Source organism: Pseudomonas sp. FYR_7, assembly GCF_043106155.1.
Classification (GTDB): domain Bacteria; phylum Pseudomonadota; class Gammaproteobacteria; order Pseudomonadales; family Pseudomonadaceae; genus Aquipseudomonas; species Aquipseudomonas parafulva_B.
Genome location: NZ_JBICMI010000052.1, coordinates 1 through 331, shown reverse-complemented (window position 1 = coordinate 331; position 331 = coordinate 1). Strand labels below are relative to the sequence as shown.

Below are 331 nucleotides of genomic sequence, written 5' to 3'. Positions count from 1 at the left end.
CCAGGTCAGCCTTGTTCAGGAAGACCACGATGTACGGAACGCCTACCTGACGGGACAGCAGGATGTGCTCACGGGTTTGTGGCATCGGACCATCGGCGGCCGAGCAAACCAGGATCGCGCCGTCCATCTGGGCAGCACCGGTGATCATGTTCTTCACGTAGTCAGCGTGACCTGGGCAGTCAACGTGAGCGTAGTGACGAATGGTCGAGTTGTACTCAACGTGAGCGGTGTTGATGGTGATACCGCGCGCTTTTTCTTCCGGAGCCGAGTCGATCTTGTCGAACTCAACGACTGCCGAACCGAATACTTCGGAGCAGACGCGAGTCAGAGC

1 protein-coding gene is annotated in these 331 nt (G+C 58.0%); it reads right to left on the bottom strand.

The window, feature by feature from the left end; genetic code table 11:
• The coding region (locus ACF8R3_RS13355; protein ID WP_392515710.1) for a GTP-binding protein at positions 1-331 on the bottom strand (331 nt) is incomplete at both ends.